This is a genomic window from Variovorax paradoxus (assembly GCF_029919115.1).
In the GTDB taxonomy this organism is placed as follows: Bacteria; Pseudomonadota; Gammaproteobacteria; order Burkholderiales; family Burkholderiaceae_C; genus Variovorax; species Variovorax paradoxus_O.
In genome coordinates this window covers 2533413-2554757 of the sequence record NZ_CP123990.1, presented here as the reverse complement: position 1 = coordinate 2554757, position 21345 = coordinate 2533413, and the positions used below count along the sequence as shown (strand labels likewise).

At 67.1% G+C, this 21345-nt stretch carries 18 protein-coding genes; 13 read left to right on the top strand and 5 right to left on the bottom strand.

Features of this window, described 5'->3' with window-relative positions:
- The first annotated feature begins 43 nt into the window (after nt 1-43).
- The 9 genes from QHG62_RS12415 to QHG62_RS12375 all read left to right on the top strand — a co-directional run bounded on the left by QHG62_RS12415 (nt 44) and on the right by QHG62_RS12375 (nt 11935).
- A complete protein-coding gene (locus tag QHG62_RS12415; RefSeq protein ID WP_281151121.1) occupies nt 44-1294 on the top strand; it encodes an efflux RND transporter periplasmic adaptor subunit in 1251 nt (416 codons plus the stop codon).
- A 40-nt stretch (nt 1295-1334) separates the two neighbouring features.
- Entirely contained in the window at nt 1335-4610 is a 3276-nt protein-coding gene (locus tag QHG62_RS12410) for an efflux RND transporter permease subunit (protein ID WP_281151120.1), read from the top strand.
- A gap of 18 nt (nt 4611-4628) precedes the next feature.
- Complete coding sequence (locus QHG62_RS12405; protein ID WP_281151119.1) at nt 4629-6128, top strand: efflux transporter outer membrane subunit; 1500 nt, start codon at nt 4629-4631, stop codon at nt 6126-6128.
- Nucleotides 6129-6212: 84 nt separating this feature from the next.
- A complete protein-coding gene (locus QHG62_RS12400; protein WP_281151118.1) occupies nt 6213-7652 on the top strand; it encodes a cobyric acid synthase in 1440 nt (479 codons plus the stop codon).
- Entirely contained in the window at nt 7649-8695 is a 1047-nt protein-coding gene (cobT, locus tag QHG62_RS12395; RefSeq protein ID WP_281151117.1) for a nicotinate-nucleotide--dimethylbenzimidazole phosphoribosyltransferase, read from the top strand. The genes QHG62_RS12400 and cobT overlap by 4 nt, the downstream gene beginning before the upstream one ends.
- A gap of 6 nt (nt 8696-8701) precedes the next feature.
- Entirely contained in the window at nt 8702-9496 is a 795-nt protein-coding gene (locus tag QHG62_RS12390) for an adenosylcobinamide-GDP ribazoletransferase (protein ID WP_281151116.1), read from the top strand.
- Complete coding sequence (locus QHG62_RS12385) at nt 9493-10044, top strand: histidine phosphatase family protein (protein ID WP_281151115.1); 552 nt, start codon at nt 9493-9495, stop codon at nt 10042-10044. The genes QHG62_RS12390 and QHG62_RS12385 overlap by 4 nt, the downstream gene beginning before the upstream one ends.
- 42 nt (nt 10045-10086) lie before the next feature.
- On the top strand, nt 10087-10989 hold the full coding sequence (locus QHG62_RS12380; RefSeq protein WP_281151114.1) for a helix-turn-helix domain-containing protein: 903 nt from the start codon (nt 10087-10089) through the stop codon (nt 10987-10989).
- Nucleotides 10990-11038: 49 nt separating this feature from the next.
- Nucleotides 11039-11935 (top strand): SDR family NAD(P)-dependent oxidoreductase, encoded by an 897-nt coding sequence (locus tag QHG62_RS12375; protein WP_281151113.1) that lies wholly within the window; start codon nt 11039-11041, stop codon nt 11933-11935.
- A gap of 18 nt (nt 11936-11953) precedes the next feature.
- Here QHG62_RS12375 and nth read toward each other — a convergent pair whose 3' ends face one another.
- Nucleotides 11954-12601 carry an endonuclease III gene (gene nth / locus QHG62_RS12370; protein WP_281151112.1) on the bottom strand — a complete coding sequence of 216 codons (648 nt, stop codon included), beginning with the start codon at nt 12599-12601 and terminating at the stop codon, nt 11954-11956.
- Between the two features lie 152 nt (nt 12602-12753).
- Here nth and QHG62_RS12365 point away from each other — a divergent pair, with 152 nt between their 5' ends.
- Nucleotides 12754-13941 carry a PLP-dependent aminotransferase family protein gene (locus tag QHG62_RS12365; RefSeq protein WP_281151111.1) on the top strand — a complete coding sequence of 396 codons (1188 nt, stop codon included), beginning with the start codon at nt 12754-12756 and terminating at the stop codon, nt 13939-13941.
- Nucleotides 13942-13945: 4 nt separating this feature from the next.
- Here QHG62_RS12365 and QHG62_RS12360 read toward each other — a convergent pair whose 3' ends face one another.
- Complete coding sequence (locus QHG62_RS12360) at nt 13946-14173, bottom strand: hypothetical protein (RefSeq protein ID WP_157614223.1); 228 nt, start codon at nt 14171-14173, stop codon at nt 13946-13948.
- A 61-nt stretch (nt 14174-14234) separates the two neighbouring features.
- Between QHG62_RS12360 and QHG62_RS12355 the strand changes: the two genes are divergently transcribed.
- The gene (locus QHG62_RS12355; RefSeq protein WP_281151110.1) at nt 14235-14558 is read left to right on the top strand and encodes a DUF6172 family protein; all 324 of its coding nucleotides are present in this window, start codon (nt 14235-14237) and stop codon (nt 14556-14558) included.
- Nucleotides 14559-14773: 215 nt separating this feature from the next.
- On the opposite strand, the gene QHG62_RS12350 is transcribed toward QHG62_RS12355, so the two are convergent.
- The 3 genes from QHG62_RS12350 to mfd are packed head-to-tail and all read right to left on the bottom strand — an operon-like array spanning nt 14774 to nt 20027.
- The gene (locus QHG62_RS12350; protein ID WP_281151109.1) at nt 14774-15841 is read right to left on the bottom strand and encodes an Ldh family oxidoreductase; all 1068 of its coding nucleotides are present in this window, start codon (nt 15839-15841) and stop codon (nt 14774-14776) included.
- The gene (gene serB, locus QHG62_RS12345) at nt 15838-16548 is read right to left on the bottom strand and encodes a phosphoserine phosphatase SerB (RefSeq protein WP_281151108.1); all 711 of its coding nucleotides are present in this window, start codon (nt 16546-16548) and stop codon (nt 15838-15840) included. The genes QHG62_RS12350 and serB overlap by 4 nt, the downstream gene beginning before the upstream one ends.
- A complete protein-coding gene (gene mfd / locus QHG62_RS12340; RefSeq protein WP_281151107.1) occupies nt 16545-20027 on the bottom strand; it encodes a transcription-repair coupling factor in 3483 nt (1160 codons plus the stop codon). Before mfd ends, serB begins: the two co-directional genes overlap by 4 nt.
- Nucleotides 20028-20144: 117 nt before the next feature.
- On the opposite strand from mfd, the gene ispD reads away from it, so the two are divergent.
- Together ispD and ispF are read left to right on the top strand one after the other, a co-directional pair.
- Nucleotides 20145-20858: a 2-C-methyl-D-erythritol 4-phosphate cytidylyltransferase gene (gene ispD, locus QHG62_RS12335; RefSeq protein WP_281151106.1), complete on the top strand. Its 714-nt coding sequence runs from the start codon at nt 20145-20147 to the stop codon at nt 20856-20858.
- A complete protein-coding gene (gene ispF, locus QHG62_RS12330; protein ID WP_281151105.1) occupies nt 20855-21343 on the top strand; it encodes a 2-C-methyl-D-erythritol 2,4-cyclodiphosphate synthase in 489 nt (162 codons plus the stop codon). The genes ispD and ispF overlap by 4 nt, the downstream gene beginning before the upstream one ends.
- Nucleotides 21344-21345: the final 2 nt, after the last annotated feature.

The following is a 21345-nucleotide window of genomic DNA, read 5'->3' as shown; positions in this document are numbered from 1 at the left end:
GGCCTGTTGCATCCCAAAAAGTCATCGAGAAGGACGAACCATCATGTCGAACAATAAGCAAAAACTGTCTTCCGTCGCCCGCAAGGGCCTGTGGCCCACAGTGACCGGGCTCACCGCACTGCTGGCCGTGGCCGCCGCAGTGCTGGGCATGCACAGCTTCAAGGCGGAGGCCACGGCACCCGCTGCGGCGCAACAGGGCACGCCGGTATCCGTGGCCACCGTGGCCCAGAGCGAAATCAACGCCTGGGACGAGTTCTCGGGCCGGCTCGAAGCCGTGCAGCGCGTCGATGTGCGCTCCCGCGTGGCGGGCGCCGTGCAGGCGGTGCACTTCCGCGAAGGCGCATTGGTGAAGCAGGGCGACCTGCTGATCACCATCGACCCCGCGCCGTACGCCGCCGAGGTGGAGCGTGCCGAAGCCCAGGTGGCGTCGGCGCAGGCCCGCCAGGCCTTCAGCCGCAGCGAGCAGGAGCGCGCCAAGCGCCTGTGGGACCAGCAGGCCATTGCCCAGCGCGAATATGACGAACGTGTGAATGCCAGCCGCGAAGCCGATGCCAACCTGCGTGCCGCGCAAGCGACGCTGCAGTCGGCACGCCTCAACCTGGGCTACACGCAAGTGCGTGCACCCGTGTCGGGCCGCATCGGCAAGCTCGAAGTGACCCAGGGCAACCTGGTGGCCGCCGGCCCCGGCGCGCCGGTGCTGACCACGCTGGTGTCGGTGAGCCCGATCTACGCGAGCTTCGATGCCGATGAGCAGGTGATCACGCGCGCACTCAAAGACCTGCCGAGCGGCGCCAGCGCACGCGGCCAGATCGAGAGCATCCCGGTGCAGATGGGTACCTCGGGCTTCGACGGCACGCCTTTCATCGGCAAGCTGCAGCTGATCGACAACCAGGTCGATGCCCGCAGCGGCACGGTGCGCGTTCGCGCCTCGTTCGACAACAAGGACGGCGCGCTCATTCCGGGCCAGTTTGCCCGCATCCGCATGGGCCAGGCACGCAACGACGCCGCATTGCTGGTGAGCGAACGCGCCATCGGCACCGACCAGAACAAGAAGTTCGTGATGGTCGTGGGCGAAGACAACAAGGCCATGTACCGCGAAGTGACGCTCGGCGCATCCGTCAACGGGCTGCGCGTGGTGAGCAAGGGCCTGAAGGCCGGCGAGCGCGTGGTGGTGAACGGCCTGCAGCACATCCGCCCCGGCGCGCTGGTGGTGCCGCAGAACGTGACGATGGACGCCAAGGCCGACACCAAGCAACAACAACCGGAACGCGTCGCGGAAGCCGCGAAGTCCTGAACTCGGAGGGGAGCGCATTTGCGCTCGCCGGAGAAACAACATGAATCTCTCTAAATTCTTCATCGACCGGCCGATCTTTGCCGGCGTGCTGTCGCTATTGATATTGATAGCCGGCCTGATCGCGCTGCGCGGGTTGCCGATTTCGGAATACCCCGAAGTCGCGCCGCCTTCGGTGGTGGTGCGCGCCCAGTACCCGGGCGCCAATCCCAAGGTGATTGCCGAAACCGTGGCCACGCCGCTCGAAGAGCAGATCAACGGCGTCGAAGGCATGCTCTACATGGGCAGCCAGGCCACCACCGACGGCGTGATGACGCTGACGGTGACCTTCCGCCTCGGCACCGATCCCGACAAGGCCCAGCAGCTGGTGCAGAACCGCGTCTCGCAAGCCGAGCCGCGCCTGCCCGAAGAAGTGCGGCGCCTGGGCATCACGACCGTCAAGAGCGCGCCCGACCTGACGATGGTGGTTCACCTCGTCTCGCCGAACAACCGCTACGACATCAACTACCTGCGCAACTACGCGGTGCTGAACGTGAAGGACCCGCTCGCGCGCATCGAAGGCGTGGGCCAGGTGCAGATCTTCGGCGGCGGCGACTACTCGATGCGCGTGTGGCTCGACCCGCAAAAGGTTGCGCAACGCGGCCTCTCGGCCAGCGACGTGGTGGCTGCCATCCGCGGCCAGAACGTGCAGGCCGCGGCCGGTGTGGTCGGCGCTTCGCCGGGCCTCTCGGGCGTGGACATGCAGCTGTCGATCAATGCGCAAGGGCGCCTTCAGAGCGAGGAAGAGTTCGGCGACATCATCGTGAAGAGCGGCACCGACGGCGCCGTGACCCGGCTGCGCGACATCGGCCGCCTTGAAATGGGTGCTGCCGACTACTCGCTGCGTTCGCTGCTGAACAACGACCCGGCCGTTGGCATGGGCGTGTTCCAGGCGCCTGGTTCCAACGCGCTCGACATCTCGTCCAACGTGCGCAAGACGATGGCCGAGCTCAACAAGAACATGCCCGAGGGCCTGGAATATCGCATTGCGTATGACCCGACGCAGTTCGTGCGCGCATCGATCGAATCGGTGATCCACACGCTGCTCGAAGCCATCCTGCTGGTGGTGCTGGTCGTGATCCTGTTCCTGCAGACCTGGCGCGCCTCCATCATTCCGCTGCTGGCCGTGCCGGTGTCGGTGATCGGTACCTTCGCGGTGCTGCACGTGCTGGGCTTTTCCATCAACGCGCTGAGCTTGTTCGGGCTGGTGCTGGCCATCGGTATCGTTGTGGACGACGCCATCGTGGTGGTGGAAAACGTCGAGCGGAACATCGAGGCCGGGCTGACGCCGCGAGAAGCAACCTACCGCGCGATGCGCGAAGTGTCGGGGCCCATCATCGCGATTGCGCTGGTGCTGGTGGCCGTGTTCGTTCCGCTGGCTTTCATCAGCGGCCTCACGGGCCAGTTCTATCGCCAGTTCGCGGTGACCATCGCGATCTCGACGGTGATCTCTGCCATCAACTCGCTCACGCTGTCGCCCGCACTCGCCGCGTTGCTGCTGCGCGGCCACGACCAGCCCAAGGACGCGCTCACCCGCGGCATGGACAAGGCCTTCGGCTGGCTGTTCCGCGGCTTCAACAAGCTCTTCAGCCGCGGCTCGGAAGCCTATAGCGGCGGCGTCAAGAGCGTGATCTCGCGCAAGACGCTGATGCTGGTGATCTACCTTGCGCTGATCGGCGTGACCTTCGGCCTCTTCAAGGCGGTGCCCAGCGGCTTTGTGCCGGCGCAGGACAAGCAATACCTGATCGGTTTTGCCCAACTTCCCGACGGCGCCACGCTCGACCGCACCGACGAAGTGATCCAGCGCATGGGCGAGATCATGAAGAAGAACCCGAACGTGGAAGACGCCATTGCGTTCCCGGGCCTGTCGATCAACGGCTTCACCAACAGCTCGAACTCGGGCATCGTGTTTGCCACGCTCAAGCCCTTCGACCAGCGCAAGCGCGCCGACCAGAGCGGCGGTGCCGTGGCCGGCCAACTCAACGGTGCCTTTGCCAGCATCCAGGACGCGTTCATCGTGATGTTCCCGCCGCCGCCGGTGGCGGGCCTGGGCACCACGGGCGGCTTCAAGCTGCAGCTGGAAGACCGCGCATCGGTGGGCTACGACCAGATGGACGCCGCGGTGAAGGCCTTCATGGCCAAGGCCTATGCCGCGCCCGAGCTCACGGGCATGTTCACGAGCTGGCAGGTCAACGTGCCGCAGCTGTATGCGGACATCGACCGCACCAAGGCCCGCCAGCTCGGCGTGCCGGTGACGGACATCTTCGACACCATGCAGATCTATCTCGGTAGCCTCTACGCGAACGACTTCAACAAGTTCGGCCGCACGTACAGCGTGCGTGTGCAGGCCGATGCGCCTTACCGCGCCCGTGCCGAAGACGTGGGCATGCTGAAGGTGCGCTCGACCTCGGGCGAGATGGTGCCGCTGTCGGCGCTCATGAAGGTGAATTCGACCTTCGGCCCGGAACGCGCCATGCGCTACAACGGCTACCTTGCCGCCGACATCAACGGCGGCCCGGCCCCCGGCTATTCGTCGGGCCAGGCGCAGGACGCGATCACCAAGATTGCGGCCGAGACGCTGCCCAAGGGCGTGAGCTTCGAGTGGACCGAACTGACCTACCAGGAAATCCTGGCCGGCAACTCGGCCTTCCTGGTGTTCCCGCTGGCCATCCTGCTGGTGTTCCTTGTGCTGGCCGCGCAGTATGAAAGCCTGACGCTGCCCATCGCCATCATCCTGATCGTGCCCATGGGCATCCTGGCCGCGATGACGGGTGTGTGGATATCGGGGGGTGACAACAACGTCTTCACGCAGATCGGGTTGATCGTGCTGGTGGGGCTGAGTGCGAAGAACGCGATCCTGATCGTGGAGTTTGCGCGGGAGCTCGAGTTTGCCGGCCGCACGCCCATCCAGGCTGCGATCGAAGCCAGCCGCCTGCGCCTGCGCCCGATTCTCATGACCTCGCTGGCCTTCGTGATGGGCGTGTTGCCCCTCGTGCTGTCGACCGGCGCTGGTTCTGAAATGCGCAAGGCCATGGGTGTGGCGGTGTTCGCCGGGATGATCGGCGTGACGGCTTTCGGCCTGTTCCTGACGCCGGTGTTCTACGTGCTGATGCGCCGCCTTGCGGGCAACCGCGCACTCAAGCTGCATGGCGACGTGCCGCACGGGGAAGACTTTGCCCATCCGGCTGCACCGGCACCGTCGTCCCACGGTGGTTCGGGCGGTGGCGGGCTGCACCCGCTGCCTGCTGCGCCGCGCCCTTCGCACGGCTCGCACGACTGATCGAGAAGAAAGCTCATCATGAAATTCTCAGTACAACCTTGGGTCAAGCCGCTTCGCACCGCCTTGCTGCCGCTGGTGGCAGCCCTGGCGCTGGCCGGCTGCGCGACCGTGCCCTCCGGCGTGCCGGAAATCCAGACCACCGCCCAGTTCAAGGAGCAGGGCGCCGCCCCGCCCGCGGGCTGGACGCGTGCGGTGCCTTCCGAAGCGCAGGCGCGCGGCGCCTGGTGGCTGGCCTTCAACGACCCGGTGCTCAATGCGCTGGTCGAAAAGGCGGACGTCAACAACAACAACATCCAGGCCGCGGCGGCCCGGCTTGCGGAAGCTCGCGCCCTGGCGCGCAGTGCCCAGGCCGACCGCCTGCCGCAGATCGGCCTGGGTGCCGGTGCCAACCGCGGTGCGGGCCTCGACAAGGCCACGGCCAGCACCCGGCCGGCCACGATGACCAACATCGGCGCCACCTTCTCGTACGAGGTCGACCTGTTCGGCCGGCTCTCGGGTGCGAGCAATGCGGCCAAGCTCGATGCGGCCAGCCGAGAAGCGCTGCTGCAAAGCACGCGCCTTGCAGTGCAGGCCGAGGTGGCGCAGACCTACCTGCAGCTGCGTGCGCTCGACGCCGAGCGTGCCCTGGTGCGCGAGCAGGTCGAGGCCTACCGCGACACGCTGCGCCTGACGCAGCGCCGCCAACAGGCCGGCGACATCGCCGAGCTGGATGTGGCACGCGTGCAGACCGAGGTGTCGTCCACCGAATCGGACGCACTCGCGCTCGACCGGCAGCGTGCACAGGTCGAACATGCGCTCGCGGTGCTGGTGGGCGATTCGGCCTCGAGCTTCGGCCTGCGTACCGATGAGTGGGCCACCGCGCTGCCGTCGGTGCCGCCGGGCGTGCCGGCCACGGTGCTCACGCGCCGCCCGGATGTCTCGGCCGCGCAGAACGCCGTGCTCGCGGCGCAGGCCCGTGTGGGCGTCGCGCAGGCTGCCTGGTTCCCGGACATCTCGCTGACAGGTGCGGCCGGTTATGCATCGCCCGAGATCGGCGACCTGTTCAAGTGGTCGGCCCGCTCGTGGGGCGTGGGTGCGCTGCTCTCGCTGCCGATTTTCGACGGCGGCCGCCGCGAAGCCGGCGTGCAGGGCGCCAACGCGCAGCTCGACGGTGCGCTGGCCAACTACCGCAGCCAGGTGCTGGTGGCGTTCCAGGAGGTGGAAGACCAGCTCTCCGCCATCCGCATCCTGCAGGAACAATCGGCCGTGCAGGCGCAGGCCGTCACTTCGGCCCAGCGCGCGACCAGCCTGTCGGACACGCGCTACCGCAACGGCTACATCAGCCAGCTCGACCTGCTCGACGCCCGCCGCAGCGAACTGCGCAACCGTCGCCAGGCACTGCAGGTGAAGTCGGCGCAGTACCAGGCGGCCGTGGGGCTGATCCGCGCCATCGGCGGCGGGTGGGAAGTGCCTGCGGCCACTGCGCAGGCGCAGCCTGAGCCCGGTGCGCCGGGCGCGGTGCAGGCCGCGGCACGCTGAAACACCAAAGGGGCGCAAGCCCCTTTTTCTTTGGGCAGCCGGGTTTCGAGGAAGCGGCATGCGGCGACAACGGACAATAGCCGCATGACAACCCGATGCGTGATGGTTCTGGGCACGACCAGTGGCGCCGGCAAGAGCTGGCTGGTCACTGCGCTGTGCCGCTGGTATGCGCGGCAGGGCCTGAAGGTGGCGCCTTTCAAGGCGCAGAACATGAGCAACAACGCCCGCGTGGTCGATGGCGGCGAGATCGGCAGCGCGCAATACTTTCAGGCGCTGGCGGCGCGCGCCGTACCGCACGTGCGCATGAACCCGCTGCTGCTCAAGCCCGAGCGCGACACCCACAGCCAGGTGGTGCTGATGGGGCAGGTGAATGAAGAGCTCACGGCCATGCCCTGGCGCGGGCGCAGCGAGCGCGTGTGGCCGCAGATTGCTTCGGCGTTCGACGAATTGCGCGCCGACAACGACGTGGTGGTGATCGAAGGCGCCGGCTCGCCGGCCGAAATCAACCTGATGGCCAGCGACATCGTCAACTTGCGCGTCGCCCGCCATGCGGATGCGCGCTGCCTGCTGGTGACCGACATCGACCGCGGCGGCGCTTTCGCGCATCTCTACGGCACATGGGCATTGATGCCCGAGAGCGACCGCACATTGTTGCGCGGCTTTGTGCTCAACAAGTTTCGTGGCGATGCCTCGCTGCTGGCCCCGGCGCCGCAGCAACTGCAGGCGCTGACCGGCGTACCCACCGTGGCCACGCTGCCCATGTGGTGGCAGCACGGCCTGCCGGAGGAAGACGGCGTGTTCGACGACCGGAGCCGCTCGAGCGGCGTCGTTACGCGCACGGTGGCGGTGGTGGCGTATCCACGCATCAGCAATCTCGACGAGTTCCAGCCGCTCAAGAATGTGCCCGGCGTTCGGCTGGTGTGGGCGCGCACGCCGGCCGACGTGGCCGGTGCCGACTGGATCGTGCTGCCCGGCTCCAAGCACACCAGCGGCGACCTCGCGTGGCTGCGCACGCAGGGGCTGGACCGTGCCATTGCCGCTCATGCGGCCGGCGGCGGCGCCGTGCTCGGCGTTTGCGGCGGCTTGCAGATGCTGGGCGAGGCGCTGGTCGATCCGCATGGCATCGACGGCAATGCGCCCGGCCTCGGGCTGCTGCCTTTGGTGACCGTGTTCGAGCGCGAGAAAACCGTGCGCCATCGAGCTGCCATCTTCGGTGAACTCGGCGGCCAATGGGCTGTGCTTTCGAACGTGCCGGTGGCAGGCTATGAAATACACCATGGCCAGACCGCGATACATCCGCAAATGGCGCAGGACGGCCATGCCGTGATGCCCGAAGGCCTGGCCTGGCAGAACGCGCGCGGCAATGTGCTGGGCCTGTACCTGCACGGTCTGTTCGAAGATGCGGCCGTGTTGCACGCGCTCTTCGGCGCCGCGGCACCCACGCTCGATTCCACTTTCGACGGCCTGGCCGATTTCATCGACACCCACTTCGAGGCCGGCGTACTGCACGGCCTGATCGCATGACCGACAAGAACACCATTCCTTCCGTCTTCGATATTCGCGACGACGCGCTTGCGGCACGGCTGCAGGGCGCGCTCGACAACAAGACCAAGCCGCTCGGCGCGCTTGGCCGCCTCGAGAGCCTGGCCCTGCGCATCGGCCTGATCCTGGGCAGCGAAACGCCCGTGCTCGAAGCGCCGCAGATGCTGGTGTGCGCGGGTGACCATGGCCTGGCGGCGCGCGGCGTCTCCGCGTTTCCGAGCGACGTGACCTGGCAGATGGTCGAGAACTTTCTTGCAGGCGGTGCGGCGGTGAGCGTGCTGGCGCGCCAGCATGGACTCGCGCTGACGGTGGTCGACTGCGGCGTGCGGCGCGACTTTCAGGCGCGCCCGGGGCTGGTGTCGCGCCGCATCGCCGCCGGCACTGCCGATGCGTCGGCTGGGCCTGCGATGACGCCGGAGCAATGCGCGCAGGCCATTGCCAACGGCCGCGAGGTGGTGCGCGCGCTCCCCGGCAATGCCTTGCTGCTCGGCGAGATGGGCATCGGCAACAGCTCGGCGGCGGCCATGCTGCTTTCGCGCCTGGCGGGCCTCGGCATCGATGCCTGCACCGGCGCAGGCACGGGGCTCGACGCCGCCGGGCTGGCGCGCAAGCGCACGGTGCTGCGCGAGGTGCTGGCCTTGCATGCATCAGCCGCCGCGCCGCTGGATGCATTGGCTGCGTTTGGTGGCTTCGAAATCGCGACCCTGGTCGGCGCGGTGCTGCAGGCGGCGGAAGAGCGGCGCGTGATCGTGGTCGATGGATTCATCGCGAGCGCGGCAGTGCTGGTGGCGCAGGCGCTGCAGCCGCACGTGGCCCAGCGTTGCGTGGCCGCGCACAGCTCGGCGGAACCGGGGCATGCGCTGTTGTTGAAGCACCTCGGGTTGGAGCCTTTGCTGAATCTCGATTTGCGCCTTGGCGAAGGTTCGGGCGGCGCGCTGGCTTGGCCGCTGCTCGAATCGGCCTGCCGCATCCTGCGCGAAATGGCGAGCTTCGAGGCAGCGGGCGTGTCGCGCAAGGACAGCTGAAGCGCGATGAACGGCGTTCGCCACTACCTGCTGGCCCTTCAGTTCTTCACGCGCGTGCCGGTGACTGGGCGGCTCGCCGAATGGGTCGGATTCAGCCCGCAGATGCTGCGCGCGAGCGCGGCGCATTTTCCGGGTGTGGGCTGGCTCGTGGGTGTCGTAGGTGCGGCTGCTTTCGTCTTGGCGCTGCAGGGCCTGCCGGGCCCCTCCGGTGCACTGGCTGCGGCGCTGCTGAGCATGGTGGCGACCGTGCTGCTCACCGGTGCCTTTCATGAGGACGGCTTGGCCGACGTGGCCGACGGACTGGGCGGATCGGCGGACCGCAACCGCGCGCTCGAGATCATGAAGGACTCGCGCATCGGTGCCTTCGGGACCATTGCGCTGGTGCTTGCGTTAGGCCTCAAGGCCGCGTTGCTTGCTTCGCTGGCGGGGCAGGGGGTGCAGGCGGTGGCCGGTGCCATCGTCGGCGCGCATGTGCTGTCGCGGCTGGCGCCGCTGTTTTTGATTCGCTGGCTGCCGTATGTGGGCGATGCCGGCGCGAGCAAGGCCAAGCCGCTGGCCGACGCGATCGGCGGCGGCGCCTTGCTGGTCGGCGTGCTCTGGTCGGTGCCTGCCCTTGCACTGGTGCTGGTGATGCAGGGCCCCGCAAGAACGGCGGCCATGGTCGCAGCATGCGCTGGCGTGGCGCTGGTATTGGCGCGCATGTTCCGTCGCCGGTTGCAGGGCTTTACCGGCGACGGGCTCGGCGGGACGCAGCAGGTGTGCGAGCTTGCGATTTATCTTGCTCTGGCGTGGCAGACATGAAGCTGTGGCTCGTCCGTCACGCGCGGACCGACGCCGCGCCGGGCCTTTGCTACGGCGTGACGGATGTCTGCGTGCCTGCGGAGGCAACGCTGGCGGTTGCGCGCGCCGTGCAGGCCTGCATACCCGCGGGCACCGCGGTGGTCCACTCCCCCCTGCGCCGTTGTGCGGAGCTGGCCGACGCCATCGGCATGCTGCGTCCGGACCTTGCCGTGCGGGCGGACGCGCGCCTGGCCGAGATGGACTTCGGCATCTGGGAAGGCCGGCCATGGGCCTCCATTCCCCTTGCAGATTTCGACGCATGGATCGGTAATTTTGCCGACGGTCTTCCGGGCGAGTACGGCGAAAGCACGGCCAGCTTCATGCAGCGCACGGGCGCTGCTTTCGATGAGTGGCGCGCGTCAGGGCAAGACGCGGTGTGGGTCACGCATGCGGGAGTGATGCGCGCGGTGCAACTGCTGCACCGCGGAGTGCGGCGCGTGGAGGCCGCGACGCAATGGCCGGCTGGCCCCATTGACTACGGGGCGTGCCTGCTGATCGAATGCGACTGACGGGCGGCAGCGTCCGCGCCATTCCATTGCCCCATCCGCGCCATGCCCGCACAGCCTTTCCACGAGCGCCTGTACGTTCGACTCGACGAAGACCCGTTGCACGGGCCCGAGGCTGCGATGCCGGCGGGGTCGCTGCGGACCTTTCCGGTTGCGGCGGCATTGCGCTCGCACGTCGCGCACATCCTGCTCTACCGCGAAGCGCTGCCTGACGGGCGCGAAGTGCTCGAGCGCGTGCTGCCCGACGGCGCGGTGCGGCTGGTCTTCAACCTTGGCGATGCGCCCTCTGTGGGTGACGGCGCCGGGCAGCCCGTTGAAGCAATCGGCGCCTCGGCTGCACCGGCGCTGGTTCGGCTGCGCGGCAACGTCGAGGGGCTGTCGGTCACGCTGCGCCCCGGCGCGGCCGCGGCGCTGCTCGGCATGCCCGCCGGCGAGATTGCCGGCACCGCGGTGCACCTCGATCAACTCTGGCGTGGCCAAGGCGCCGAACTGCGCGAACGCATGGCAGCCGCGTGTGACGACGCCTCGCGGGTTGCGGTGCTGTGCGCCATGCTCCGGCAGCGGCTGGCGCAGGCTGACGCGGCCCTTCAACCGGCCACCCCTTTGGCCGCAATAAAGGCGGCGCAGCTGATCGGGGAATCGGGCGGGCGGCAGTCGCTGCGCGATGTGGCGGCAGCGGTCGGAATCGGCGAGCGCCGGTTGCAGCAGCTGTTCCAACAGCAGGTGGGCCTCTCGCCGCGCACGTGGGGCAGGCTCGCGCGGCTGCATGCCTGCCTGCGCGCCTTGCGGCAGCCGCGGCCGCGCATGCCCGGCTGGGCGGAACTGGCGCTCGATGGCGGCTTCTACGACCAGTCGCACCTGGTCAACGAGTTCAAGGCGCTCAGCGGCCTCACGCCGACCGAGTTTCTCGGCCGCACGGTTTCGGTTTCTTCCAATACGGCGACGTGACGCGGCGGTACCTTCGGGCTTCGAACTCGGAGAAAAAGGAAAGAACTCGATGCAAGACGACGAAGCCAAGAAGCCGCTGAAGGGCCGCGTGGCCGTGGTGACCGGCGCCAGCCGGGGCGCCGGCCGCGGCATTGCCCTGGAGCTGGGCGCGGCGGGGGCCACCGTGTACGTCACAGGCCGCAGCACGCGCGCGCGGCCGGCCGAAAGCTATGGACGCATCCTCGCGCTCTCGGAACTCGAAGCCCTCCCGGGCAGCATCGACGATACGGCCGATGAACTCACGCGCATGGGCGGCCACGGCATTGCGGTGCGCTGCGACCACACACAGGAAGACGACGTGGCAAGCCTCTTCGCGCGGGTGCAGCGCGAGCAGGGCCGCCTCGACGTGCTGGTGAACAACGCCTGGGGCGGGCACGAAACCTTCGACGGCGTTTTCGAGGCACCGTTCTGGGAGCATCCGCTTTCCAACTGGGACTCGATGTTCGACCGCGGCGTGCGCAACCACCTGCTCGCGAGCCGGTTCGCGGCGCCGCTCATGGTGGCGCAGAAGAGCGGCCTGATCGCGATCACCAGCTTCTGGGACCGCGACAAGTACATGCGCGGCAACCTGTTCTACGATCTCGCCAAGTCGGCGATGAACCGGTTGGCCTTTGGCATGGCCGAGGAACTCCGCCCGCACGGTGTGGCGTCGCTTGCGCTTTCACCGGGCTGGATGCGAACCGAGTTCGTGCTCGCCGGGCACAAGACCGACGAAGCGCATTGGCGTGAACGCCCGGCGCTCGCAAGAACCGAGTCGCCGCGCTACCTGGGCCGCGCCATTGCCGCGCTGGCGGGCGACGCGCGGGTGATGCAGAAAAGCGGCGGCGTGCACCGCGTGGCTGACCTAGCGCGTGAATACGGCTTTACCGACATCGACGGACGGCAGCCCGAAGCATTCGAGCTCTAGCCTGGGCAAGGGTCGGCATCAGGCCGACTTGGGCCGAGGCGTCTTCGGCTTGTAGTCGCAGTAGGGCGCCACCGCGCATTCCCAGCACTTTGGCGTGCGCGCCACGCAGATGTAGCGCCCATGCAAGATGAGCCAGTGGTGCGCATGCAGCCGAAACTCGAAAGGCACCCGCTTCTCCAGCTTGAGCTCCACTTCGAGCGGCGTCTTGCCCGGCGCAAGCCCGGTGCGGTTGCTGACGCGAAAGATGTGCGTGTCCACGGCAATCGTCGCCTCGCCGAATGCCACGTTGAGCACCACGTTCGCGGTCTTGCGCCCGACGCCCGGCAGCGCCTCGAGCTCGGCGCGCGTGCGCGGCACTTCGCCGCCGTGCTGCTCCACGAGCATGCGGCAAGTCTCGATCAGGTGCTTGGCCTTGCTGCGGTAGAGCCCGATGGTCTTGATGTATTCCTCCAGGCCTTCCACGCCCAGCCTCAGGATGGCTTGTGGCGTGTTCGCCACCGGAAAAAGCTTGCGGGTGGCCTTGTTCACGCCCACGTCCGTCGCCTGCGCGGAAAGCAGCACGGCGGCCAGCAGCTCGAAGGGCGTGGCGTATTCAAGCTCGGTTTCAGGGGTGGGATTGGCCGCCTGCAGGGTGGCGAAGAAGAGGGGAATGTTGTCTTTTTTCATGGGGGCTGGAAGCGCGGCGCTCGTCTGCCGTATGGGGGCGGTGTGGGGGCGGGCAGCGATAGTTGCAATATATCGTTGAAAGCCGATGGCCTTACGCAGCTTTATTGCCCGCGGCTTTCGCCACAATAGCGCCTCAGAAAGTGAGACTTCCCATGCAATTCGCTTCCCGCCTCGACAACGTCGAAACCTCCGCCATCCGCGAACTCTTCAAGCTGCTGGGCAAGCCCGGCATCATCAGCTTTGCGGGCGGATTTCCCGACAGCGCCATGTTCGACGTCGAGGGCCTGAAGGAGGCGAGCCAGAAGGCGCTGACCGAAGAACCCGGCGGCGCGCTGCAATATGGCGCTACGGAGGGCTACGAGCCGCTGCGCACGCAGCTCAGCGCCTTCATGAAGACCAAGGGTGTCGAGGTGGACCCGACCGGCCTGATCGTCACCACCGGCAGCCAGCAGGCGCTCGACCTGCTGGGCAAGACCATGATCTCGCCCGGCGACAAGGTGATTGTCGAAGGTCCGACCTTCCTGGCCACCATCCAGTGTTTTCGGCTGTACGGCGCCCAGCTCATCAGTGCGCCCATCGACGCCAACGGCGTGAAGACCGACGAGCTCGAAAAGCTCATTGCCGAGCACAAGCCCAAGTTCGTCTACCTGATTCCCACCTTCGGCAACCCGAGCGGCGCCATGCTGAGCCTGGAGCGCCGCAAGAAGGTGCTCGAGCTGGCCGTCAAGTACCAGACGCTGATCGTCGAGGACGACCCCTACGGCGACCTGTACTTCGGTGAGGCACCGCCGCCTTCGATCATGGCTTTGAGCAAGGACGTGCCGGGCAGCCGCGAGCTGCTCGCCCATTGCGGCAGCCTCAGCAAGGTGCTGAGCCCGGGCCTTCGCATCGGCTGGATGATCGCCCCCGCCGAGCTGCTGGCCAAGGCCACCATGTGCAAGCAGTTCAGCGATGCGCACACCAGCACCTTCTCGCAGGCCACGGCCGCGCAATACCTCAAGAGCGGCCGCATGCCGGCCACGCTGGCGCATGTGCGCGAGGTGTACGGCCAGCGCGCGCAGGCCATGGGCGCGGCGCTGAAGCGCGAGTTGGGTGATGCGGTGAGCTTTACCCAGCCGCAGGGCGGCTTGTTCTTCTGGGCCCGCCTCACCGGTGCCAACGGCAAGCTGGCCGATGCAACCGAACTGGCCAAGCGCGCCATCGAGCAGCTGGTGGCCTTTGTGCCGGGCGCGCCGTTCTATGCCGAGAAGCCCGATCTGGCGACGCTGCGGTTGAGCTTTGCGACGGCCGACGTGACGAAGATCGAAGAGGGCGTGAAGCGCCTGGGCCAGGCGCTGTAGATCTTCAGGGCGAGCGGTGCAGCCGCGGCGCCGCCAGCAGCGCCAAGTTGTCCTCGATGGCCGCATCCACATTGGGATAGCGGCCTTTCATTTTCGACAGCGTCATGATGGTCTGGAGCGCCTTCAGGTCCTTGACCGAGGGCGCGACCTTGATCTGCGCGATGGCCGCCGATGCGTTGCCGCCGTTGACCAATGCCATTACCTTGCTTGCCCAGTCGTTTGCGCGCGCCATGTCTTTACCTGCTTTCCATTGAACCGCCGACTGTACACAGCGCGGCGCGTTACGATCACCCATGAGAAAAACCTTTCAGCTTCAGGTCGAGGGCAAGCACCCTGACCGCCTCCTCGAAGCCATCAAGCACGAGATTCGCAAGTACATCAAGCGTGAGCGCCGGCGCGTTCTGCCCGAAGGCGCGGACTTTTGGGACTTCGACTGCAAGTTCGGCACCTCGGCGGAAACTGCCGAAGCCGTGCACCTTTCGGCGATCACGGGGCTGATCGACGGCGTCGTCAAGGAGGCCGGCAAGCAGTTCTATGTCGAGATCCTGGCCAAGCCTGGCAAGCGCGCACCGCGCCCCGCTGGGGAGCGTACGGAAGAGCCTCCCGAAGAAGACTGATTTCTGCCTGTCTCGCGTGATCGGGGCCACTTAGTTCAGGGTGCGTGCAAAGGCCACCGGGTACTCCCCTCCGCGAATGTCCCCCGGGGCTGCGCCCCTCCTCCTTTATAGGAGGCCGCAGGCCGGGGGACATTCGCGGAGAAAGGTACCCCGTCGGCGGGTGCGCCGCCCTGAACTGAACAGCGCAACTTCAAGTAAATCGCAGACTGCTTTTCCTACAGCAATGCCTGCGCGAGCTGTAGCCCATAGCGCTGCTCCGCATCCTTCAGCGCACGCGCAATCGACGGGTGCAGTCGCACCCCATTCTTCGATTGGGTTTCACGGCGCTTCAAACCGCCTTCGCCCGGCAGGCGCACCGGTTTCGCCGGATCGACGGGCGCGTTGTTGCGGCATTGGGCCGCCACGTGGTCCATCTGGCGCAAGAAGGCTTCCTTGCCGCCGAACGCGTGCAGATCGTGCAGCGTGATGTGCACCGTCGCACCCCAGCCCTCGGGCGGATCGGCCCGGCCGTGGCCTGCGAGGCCCGCGGTCAGTGTTTCGACCAACAGTGCCATTCCATAACCCTTGTGGCCGTGACTCAGTCCGCCTACCGGCAGCAGCGTGCCGGGCGGCTGGTCGAACAGCACCTGCGGGTTGCTCGTGGGCTTGCCCGCGGCGTCGATCAGCCATTCTTCGGCAAAAGTCTCGCCGGCCGCGCGCTTGCGGTTGCTCATGCCGTTGGTGGTGATGGAAGCCGAAATGTCGACCATCACGCCGCCTTGCGACAGCGGAAAGCCCATGGCCAGCGGATTGGGCGTGAACACCGCCTGCGTGCCGCCGAAGGGCGCGACGCTGGCCGTATTGGGGTCGGAGCAGGCGAGCAGCATCAGCATGTCTTCCTGCAGCGCGCGCAGCATGTAGACGGCGAGGCAGGCGATGTGATGGCTGCGGCGGATCACGAGCGAGGCGGTGCCGAGCTCGCGCGCGCGCGGGAGCAGCATGTCCATGCCCTGGTCCATGAGCCAGGGGCCGGGCAAGCGCTTGCCATCCCACAGCACGGCGGCGGGCCGGTCCGACAGCACCTCGGGGGCACCGTCGCGCGTCATGCCGCCGGATTCAATTTCCTTCACATAGCCGGCCAGCAGGGCGAGCCCGTGCGTGTCGTGGCCCAGCAGGTCGCCTTCGACCAGTGTGCGAGCAACGCTATCGGCCATCGCGGCGGCAAGCCCGGCTTTTTGCAGCAATGCGCTGCCGTAGTCCCTGAGGGCGTCTGCACTGTAGAGCGGAGCTGTGTCGTCGTTCATTTCAAAATCTCCAGCAAGCGGTCGAGGCCGCCTTCGTTGATGGCCACCATGGCCTGTTCGCGCACCTTCGGCTTGGCGTGGTACGCCACGGAGAGGCCGGCTTCGCCCATCATCGGCAGGTCGTTGGCGCCGTCGCCCACGGCAATGGTTTCGGCAAGGGAGATGCCGAGCAGAGATGCGACTTCGCGCAGCGTGCGGCGCTTCTCGGCGCCGTCGCAGATGTCGCCCCAGCTTTGCTGCACCACCTGGCCGGTGAGTCGGCCATCGGCTTCGTCGAGCAGGTTGGAGCGTGCGAAATCGATGCCCAGGCGGTCTTTCACCCGGTTGGCAAAGAACGTGAAGCCGCCCGACACCAGCAGCACCTTGAGCCCGGCCGCCTTGCACGTCGCGACCAGTTCGGCAGCACCTGGGTTGAGCTGCAGACGCTGGTCGTACACCTGCTGCAGCGCCTCGACCGGCACGCCTTTCAAGAGCGCCACGCGGCGCCGGAGGCTTTCCTTGAAGTCCTTGATTTCGCCGCGCATCGTGGCTTCGGTAATGGCGGCCACCTCCGCTTTCTTGCCCACGGCATCGGCAATCTCGTCGATGCACTCGATGTTGATCAGCGTCGAATCCATGTCGAACGCGATCAGCTTGAAGTCGGCGAGCTTCAGCGGCGGCTTCACGCGCTGGATGACGAGGCCGGAAGAGATTTCTGTAGCGCTCATGCGGGGGCGGTTTCCTTGACGATGGGTTGGCCGAGGCTGCGCAGCACGTCGCGCACCATCTGTGCGCGGTCCTTCGGCTCTTTCAGTTCGCGCTCGATGCGCAGCTTTTCGTTGCCGGCAAGCTTGATGTGCTTGTTCTTCTGGATCAGGTGAATGATGGCCATCGAATCGACCGGCGGGTCTTTCTTGAAGGTGATGTGGATCACGCCCGGCGCCGCATCGACCTTGACCACGCCGTACGGCCGCGCCAGCACGCGCAGCCGGTGCGTGTCGATCAGCGTCTGCGCCTGCGGCGGCAGCTTGCCGAAACGGTCGACGATTTCTTCCAGCAGCGTGTCGATCTGCTCGGGTGTCTTGGCGGTGGCCAGCTTCTTGTAGAACGAGAGGCGCAGGTGTACGTCCCCGCAGTAGTCATCGGGCAAGAGGGCGGGCGCGTGCAGGTTGATCTCGGTTGTGACCGAGAGCGGCGCGAGCAGGTCGGGCTCCTGCCCGGCCTTGAGCGCGCGAACGGCTTCGCTCAGCATCTCGTTGTAGAGCTGGAAGCCGATCTCCATCATGTTGCCGCTCTGGTTCTCGCCCAGCACCTCGCCGGTGCCGCGGATCTCCAGGTCGTGCATCGCAAGATAGAAGCCCGAGCCCAGCTCTTCCATCTGCTGGATGGCGTCGAGCCGCTGGGCCGCCTGCTTGGTCAGGCCCTCGGTGTCGGGCACCATGAGGTAGGCATAGGCTTGGTGGTGCGAGCGCCCGACGCGGCCGCGCAGCTGGTGCAGCTGCGCGAGGCCAAACTTGTCGGCGCGGCTCATCACGATGGTGTTGGCGGTCGGCACGTCGATGCCGGTCTCGATGATGGTCGAGCACAAGAGCAGGTTGTAGCGCTGCGCCACGAAGTCGCGCATCACGCGCTCCAGCTCGCGCTCGGGCATCTGGCCGTGGGCCACGGCAATGCGCGCTTCCGGAAGAATCTCCTCGAGCTTCTGACGCCGGTTCTCGATGGTCTCGACCTCGTTGTGCAGAAAGTAGACCTGTCCGCCGCGCTTCAACTCGCGCAGCACGGCCTCGCGGATCACGCCGGTGCCCTCATTGCGCACGAAGGTCTTGATGGCCAGGCGCCGCTGCGGCGCGGTCGCAATCACGCTCAGGTCTCGCAGGCCCTCGAGCGCCATGCCCAGCGTGCGCGGAATCGGCGTGGCGGTGAGGGTGAGCACGTCGACCTCGGCGCGCATCGCCTTCATCGCTTCTTTATGCCGCACGCCGAAGCGGTGCTCCTCGTCGATGATGAGCAGGCCCAGGTTCTTGAACTTGACCGATTGCGAGAGCAGCTTGTGCGTGCCGACCACGATGTCGACCGTGCCTTCGGCCAGGCCCTTGGCCGCCGCGGTGATTTCCTTGGCCGAACGGAAGCGGCTCATTTCCGCCACCTTGACCGGCCACTTGGCGAAGCGGTCGACCAGCGTCTGGTAATGTTGCTCGGCCAGCAGCGTGGTGGGTGCGAGGAACGCCACCTGCTTGCCGCCGGTAATGGCGATGAACGCGGCGCGCAGCGCCACTTCAGTCTTGCCGAAACCCACGTCGCCGCAGACCAGGCGGTCCATCGGCTGCGGCGAGATCATGTCCTGCACCACGGCATGGATCGCGGCCTTCTGGTCGGCTGTTTCCTGAAAGCCGAAGTCGTTGGCGAACACTTCGTAGTCGGCGGCCGAATAGCGGAATGCGTGGCCTTGCCGAGCGGCCCGGCGCGCATAGATGTTGAGCAGCTCGGCGGCGGAGTCGCGCACCTGCTCGGCGGCCTTGCGCTTGGCCTTTTCCCACTGGCCGGAGCCCAGCTTGTGCAGCGGCGCCTCGTCGGCGCTCACGCCGGTGTAGCGGCTGATCTGGTGCAGCTGCGAAACGGGCACGTAGAGCGTGGCCTTGTCGGCGTACTCCAGGTGCAGCATTTCCTGCAGCAGCGGCTTGCCTTCGGCATCCACGCCTTGGCCCAGGTCCATGTGGATCAGGCCGCGGTAGCGGCCGATGCCGTGGGCGGTGTGGACCACCGGGTCGCCCACGTTGAGCTCGGACAGGTCCTTGATCAGCGCCTCGACGTCGCTGACCTGTTCCTGCTTCTTGTTGCGGCGGCGGGTGGTGGGCGCGGTGGCGAAGAGCTCGGTTTCGGTGACGAGGTCGATGCCCTGTTCGCGCCACGCGAAGCCAGAGGCCAGCGCGGCGGTGGCAATGCCGATCTTCTCGTCGGGGGAGGCCTCGAACTCGGCCAGCGAGTCGAAGGCCGGCGGGCTCACGCCGCTGGCACGGAGAAAGTCGAGCAGGCTTTCGCGCCGGCCTTCGCTTTCGGCAATCAGCAGCACCCGGTGCGGCGTTGCCTTGATGTGGGCCTTGAGGCCGACGAGCGGGTCTTCGGCGCCGCGGACCACCGCGAACGGCGGCAGCCTGTCGAACTCCGCATACGGCGTTTCGGCGGCGATGTCGCCTCGGATGGCCAGCTGCGCATGCGGCTTGGCCCGCTGGTAGAACTGCTCGGCATTGAGAAACAGCGCCTCGGGCGGCAGCGCCGGCCGCTCGGGGTCGCCGCGCACCAGGCGATAGCGCTCGTTGGTGTCTTGCCAGAAATGCTGGAACGCGGGTTCGAGGTCGCCGTGCAGCACCACGGTGGCGTCGGGGCCGAAGTAATCGAACACCGTGGCCGTCTCGTCGAAGAACAGCGGCAGGTAGTACTCGATGCCGGCTGTGGCCACGCCGTTGCCCATGTCCTTGTAGATGCGGCTCTTGGTCGGGTCGCCCTCGAGCAGCTCGCGCCAGCGGCTTCGAAAGCGCGCGCGGGCGTCGTCGTCCATCGGAAACTCGCGGCCCGGCAGCAGGCGTACCTCGGGCACGGGGTAGAGGCTGCGCTGGGTGTCGGGGTCGAAGGTGCGGATCGAGTCGATCTCGTCGTCGAACAGGTCGACGCGGTAGGGCACGAGCGAGCCCATGGGAAACAGGTCGATCAGCCCGCCGCGCACCGCGTATTCGCCGGGGCTCACCACCTGCGTCACATGGCTGTAGCCGGCCAGCGTGAGCTGGGCCTTGAGCTTCGATTCCTCGAGCTTCTGCTTGGCCTTGAAGTGAAAGGTGTAGCCCGCCAGGAAGGCGGGCGGCGCCAGCCGGTAGAGCGCGGTGGTGGCGGGCACCAGCACCACGTCGGCCTCTTTCTGGCTGATGCGCCAGAGTGTGGCGAGCCGTTCGCTGATCAGGTCCTGGTGGGGAGAAAAGCTGTCGTAGGGCAGCGTTTCCCAGTCGGGGAACAGGGCGCAGCGCAGGTCCGGCGCAAAGAACGCCATTTCGTCGATCAGGCGCTGGGCGTCGTTTGCGTCAGCCGTGAACACCGCGGTGGCGCGGCCCGCGGCTTTTTCGCGCATGCCCAATTGCGCCAGCAGCAGGGCGTCGGCCGATAGAGGAGGACGCGGCAGCGTGAATCGCTTGCCCGCCGTGAGGTGGGGGAGGTCCATTGAGCGCTTCTGAAAATGCACGACACCCCGCGCCGGCTGGCGAGGGGTGTGAAGCTGTCGATTCTAGAATGGCGGCCCCTTATTCGCTTGACGGCCCTTGGCCGCTGCCGGACCTCCATGTCTTCCTCCCGACTTTTCGTGCTGATTCCTTGCGCCGGTTTCGGCCACCGTGCGGGTGGCGCGCAGCCCAAGCAATACCAGCGGCTCGCGGGGGCGTCGATGGTGGCCCACACGGTGGAGGCATTCCGCGCGCTGGCAGGCCGCTTTGCCGGGCTGGCGGTGGTGGTGTCGCCTGAAGACCGCGACATTCAAGCGGCGTTGCCGCGCTTTCCGTCCACGGGTGAATTCCTGCTGCAGGTGGGCGGCGTCACACGGGCGGCCACGGTGCGCAACGGCCTGGCGGCGCTGCGGCACAAAGGCGCCGGAGCGCATGACTGGGTGCTGGTGCACGACGCGGCGCGCTGCCTGGTCACATCGAGCCAGATCGAGGCGCTGATTGCCGCTTGCGAGCACGACGCCGTCGGCGGGCTGCTTGCGCACCGGCTGGCGGATACGCTGAAGGTTTCTTCCGGCGACAGCCGGGTGTCGCAAACGCTGCCGCGCGCCGACAAGTGGCTGGCGCAGACGCCGCAGATGTTTCGGATTGGCATGCTGCTCGATGCGCTGGAGCGCGCAGGCGACGCGGTAACGGACGAAGCCGGCGCCATCGAGGCGATCGGCCTTTCGCCCTTGCTGGTGCCGGGAAGCGCGCAGAACTTCAAGGTGACCTTCTCAGAAGACTTTGCGCTGGCCGAAGCGGTTCTGCTCGGCCGCAAGAAGGGTGCGGCATGACGGCGCCGTTCAATATTCGCGTCGGCGAAGGCTGGGACGTTCACCAACTCGTGGCTGGGCGCAAGCTGATCCTGGGCGGGGTCGAGGTGCCGCACACCACCGGCCTTCTGGGGCATTCAGATGCCGACGTGCTGCTGCATGCCATTACCGACGCTTTGCTCGGCGCGGCGGGGCTGGGCGACATCGGCCGGTATTTTCCGGACACCGACGCGCAATTTCGCGGGGCGGATTCGGCCGTGCTGCTCGGCGAGGCGGCGCGCCGCGTGCGTGCCGCCGGCTGGGAAATCGGCAACGTCGACAGTACGGTGATCGCGCAGGCGCCCAAGCTGGCACCGCACATTCCGGCGATGTGCCAGCGCATTGCCGAGACGCTGGGGCTTGCGCCCGAGCAGGTCAACGTGAAGGCCAAGACGGCCGAGAAGCTCGGCCCCGTGGGCGAGGGCCGGGCGATGGAAGCTCGCGCCGTGGCGCTGCTTTACCGCTGACT